Origin of the sequence: Streptomyces odonnellii, from assembly GCF_000981895.1 — a bacterium.
GTDB lineage: Bacteria > Actinomycetota > Actinomycetes > Streptomycetales > Streptomycetaceae > Streptomyces > Streptomyces odonnellii.
This window is the reverse complement of the sequence record NZ_LATD01000528.1, coordinates 1-3,793: the sequence shown is the minus strand read 5'-3', so window position 1 is coordinate 3,793 and position 3,793 is coordinate 1. Positions and strand designations below refer to the sequence as shown.

Sequence of the window (3,793 nt, the reverse complement as noted above, 5' to 3'; positions counted from 1 at the left end):
CTTCCGTCCTCCCCCCACCCCGCCCCTCACCGTTCTGTGACGCGGCGCCTTTGTGACGCAGGCCACTTAAAGATTCCGTGAAGTCGCCTGCAACCATCTCCCCGTGCCGTGGGTCTTGTTTGCGTGAAGACCGGCCCCACCAGTGACATCTGTATCTGGAGGGCCCCACGACGGCGCTGCACTCGGAGGGGGGTGCAGCGCCTCGGTGTGTCTCCCGTCCGCACGTCTCCCGCTCAGGCGCCCCGCGCCCCCGGCTCCTTCGGCGGCACCGCCGGTATCCCCAGGAACGGCAGTCTCAGCGCGCCGAACGCCTCCGCCGGGACCGCCGGCGACCTCGGTACCACCGGCTCGGTCCTCACATACACGGCGCCCTGCTCCGGCCGGGGATCCGGCTCGCCCTTGTTCGGCCAGAAGGCCATCGCGCGCTCGGCCTGAGCGGTGATCGTCAGCGACGGATTGACGCCCGGGTTCGCCGAGACCGCCGAGCCGTCGACGACGGAGATTCCGGGGTGTCCGTACAGCCGGTGGTACGGATCGATCACGCCGTCCGCCGCCGATGCCCCGATCACGCAGCCGCCGAGGAAGTGCGCGGTCAGCGGGGTGCCCATCAGTTCGCCGACATTGCTGCCCGCGAAGCCGTTGATCTCCTCGGCGAGGAGCGTCGCGGCCCGGGTCGCCTCGGGTATCTGCTTCGGGTTGGGCGCGCCGTGCCCCTGGCGCGCGGTGAGCAGCCCCTTGCCCGGGCCGCGCGGCCTGCGGTGGGTCGTCAGCGAGTTGTCCAGCGACTGCATGACCAGTCCGATGATGGTCCGCTCCGACCAGCAGCGGTTGGAGAGCGAGCGGAGGAGCTGTACGGGATGCCTGGCCGCGTTCGCGAGCCAGGCCCGTATCCGCCGGTCGCTCAGCGGAACTTGGAGGATGGACAGCGCGCCCATCGCGTTCGAGCCCCTGCCGTAGCGGACCGGTTCGATATGGGTCGAGGAGTCGGGGTGGACCGAGGAGGTGATGGCGACGCCCCGGGTGAAGTCGGCCCTGGCGGCGGCGCCGTACCGCCTGCGGTAGCGCCGGTCGTCGGTCTGCGCGCCCACCAGGGCCTCGGAGTTGGTACGGGTCAGCTCGCCGAGCCTCGCCGGGATCCGCGGCAGCAACCCCCGGTCGCGCATGGTGTGCAGCAGGGTCTGCGTACCGTACGTGCCGGCCGCGAGCACCACGTGGCGGGCGCGCAGGACGGTCGGGCGCCGCTGCCCGCGGCCCCAGCGGCGGGCGTCGGTGGGGACGGTGGTGACGCGGTGGCCGCCGGCCGGATCCTCCTCCACGGCGGTCACCGAGGTCATCGGGCGGATGACCGCTCCGGCGCGCTCGGCGAGATGGAGGTAGTTCTCGGTGAGGGTGTTCTTCGCGCCGTGCCGGCAGCCCGTCATGCACTCGCCGCACTCGGTGCAGGCGCGGCGCGAGGGGCCGGCGCCGCCGAAGTACGGATCGTCGACGGACGCCCCCGGCCGCGCTTTTGAGGTTCCGTCGGCGTCCTCGCCGTCCCCGAAGAACACCCCGACCGGCGCCGGGTGGAAGCTGTCACCGACACCCATCGCCTCCGCCGCCGCCCTGAGATGGACGTCGGAGGGGGTCGTGGTCGGGTTGAGCCGTACGCCGAGCATCCGGCGCGCCTGGTCGTAGTACGGCCTCAACTCCCGCTCCCAGTCGGTGATGGCGGCCCACTGGGGGTCCTCGAAGAACGCGGCGGGCGGTACGTACAGCGTGTTGGCGTAGTTGAGCGAGCCGCCGCCGACCCCGGCGCCCGCCAGCACCATCACATGCCCGAGCAGATGGACGCGCTGGATGCCGTAGAGGCCGAGGGCCGGGGCCCAGAGGTAGTTCCTGATGTCCCAGGAGTTCTTGGGGAGGGTGTCGGAGGTGAAGCGGCGGCCGGCTTCCAGGACACCGACGCGATAGCCCTTCTCGGTCAGCCGCAGCGCGGAGACCGAGCCGCCGAAGCCGGAGCCGACGACGATCACGTCGTAGTCGAAGTCGAAGTCGTCGTGGTCGTGGTCGTGGTTGCGGTCGGAGTCGCAGGCATCGCCGGAGTCGGAGGTGCCGTCGAAGCCGTCGCCGTCCCGGGCGTCGTCCTGTGCCACTGGCGCGCTCGCTCTCCTCGTCGGGAACTACCGCAGCCGCAGAGCCTTCATCGCCCGCAGACCGCGGCTCATCAGGGCCGCGTACTTCTCGTCGTCCATCCCGAAGGACGGCGCCATGGGCAGCAGCCGCTGCTGCGCGACGGTCTGGGCCTCGGTGTACTTGAGGATGCCCTCGGCGCCGTGCCGCCGCCCCAGCCCGGAGTCCTTCATGCCGCCCATCGGCGACCGCGCGCTGCCGTACGCCGCCGCGTACCCCTCGTTGATATTGACCGTGCCCGCCCGCAGCCGGGCCGCCACCGCGCGGCCACGGGCGGCGTCCCTGGTCCAGACGCTGGCGTTGAGGCCGTACGGTGTGGCGTTGGCGAGGCGGATCACCTCGTCCTCGTCGCCGAACCGGTAGACGGACACGACCGGCCCGAAGGTCTCCTCCGTACACACCGCCATCGGCGCCTCGACGCCTTCGAGGACGGTCGGCTCGTAGAAATACGGTCCGATGTCGGGGCGCGCGGTGCCGCCCGCGAGGACCGTGGCGCCCTTGGCGACGGCCTCATCCACATGACGTACGACCGTGGCGAACTGGCGTTCGCCCGCAAGGGAGCCCATGTCCGCGCCGTACGCGAGGGAGTTGCCGAGCCGCATCGCCTTCGTACGGGCGGCGAACCGCGCCAGGAAGGCGTCGGCCACCGACTCGTGGACGTACAACCGCTCGATGGAGACGCACAGTTGCCCGGCGGAGGAGAAACAGGCGCGCACCGCGCCCGCGGCCGCCTTCTCCACCTCGGCGTCCTTGAGGACCAGCATGGCGTTCTTGCCGCCCAGTTCGAGCGAGACGCCGACGAGCCGGTCCGCCGCGCCCTTCGCGACCTCGCGGCCGGTACGGGTCGAGCCGGTGAAGGACACGTAGTCGGCGTGCCGGACGATCTCGGGGCCGATCACCGGGCCCTCGCCGAGGACCACATGGAGGACCTCGGGCGGCAGCCCCGCCTCGATCAGCAGGTCACGGCCCCAGAGCGCGGTGAGGGCGGTCTGGGTGTCGGGCTTCAGCACCACGGCGTTGCCGGCGGCCAGCGCGGGCAGGGCGTCGCTGACGGACAGCTCGAACGGGTAGTTCCAGGGCGAGATCTGGCCGATGACCCCGCGCGGCTGGCGCAGCTCGGTGACCTTGGTGAGGGCGGGTACGGCGCCTGTGTGGCGCTTCGGCCGCAGATACGAGGGGGCCGTGCGCCCGTAGTGGCGGGCGGCGACGGCGACGCCCTGGAGTTCTTCGTGGGCGTGCGACCGGGCCTTGCCGGTTTCGAGCTGGATCAAATCGAGGATCTCGGCCTGGCGGGCCAGGACGAGATCGTGGAAGCGGAGCAGGACGGCGGCCCGCCGGCGCGCGGGGACGGCCGCCCAGCCGGGCTGGGCGGTACGGGCCCGATCGAAGGCGGCGGCGACGTCCTCGGGGGTGGACTCGGGCAGGTCGGCCAGCTTCTGCCCGGTGAAGGGGGCGTGGCTCGCGGTACGGCCGGAGCCGGTGACACCGTGCGTGAGCCGGGCGACCACCTCGGGGGTGAGCACATCGGCCGCGGTCCGCGCTCCGGCCGGGGCGGCGGCCACCGGGTTGGTGCCGCGGGTGCCGGGGGCGGGGCCGGTGCCGGAGGCGCCCGAAGTGCCAGGGG

At 72.4% G+C, this 3,793-nt stretch carries 2 protein-coding genes; both read right to left on the bottom strand.

Going from position 1 to position 3,793, the window contains the following annotated elements; genetic code table 11:
- Window positions 1-233: 233 nt before the first annotated feature.
- Window positions 234-2,012 (bottom strand): GMC oxidoreductase, encoded by a 1,779-nt coding sequence (locus WH07_RS34515; RefSeq protein WP_046508923.1) that lies wholly within the window; start codon window positions 2,010-2,012, stop codon window positions 234-236.
- A 147-nt stretch (window positions 2,013-2,159) separates the two neighbouring features.
- Entirely contained in the window at window positions 2,160-3,731 is a 1,572-nt protein-coding gene (locus WH07_RS34510; protein ID WP_063775883.1) for a succinic semialdehyde dehydrogenase, read from the bottom strand.
- Window positions 3,732-3,793: the final 62 nt, after the last annotated feature.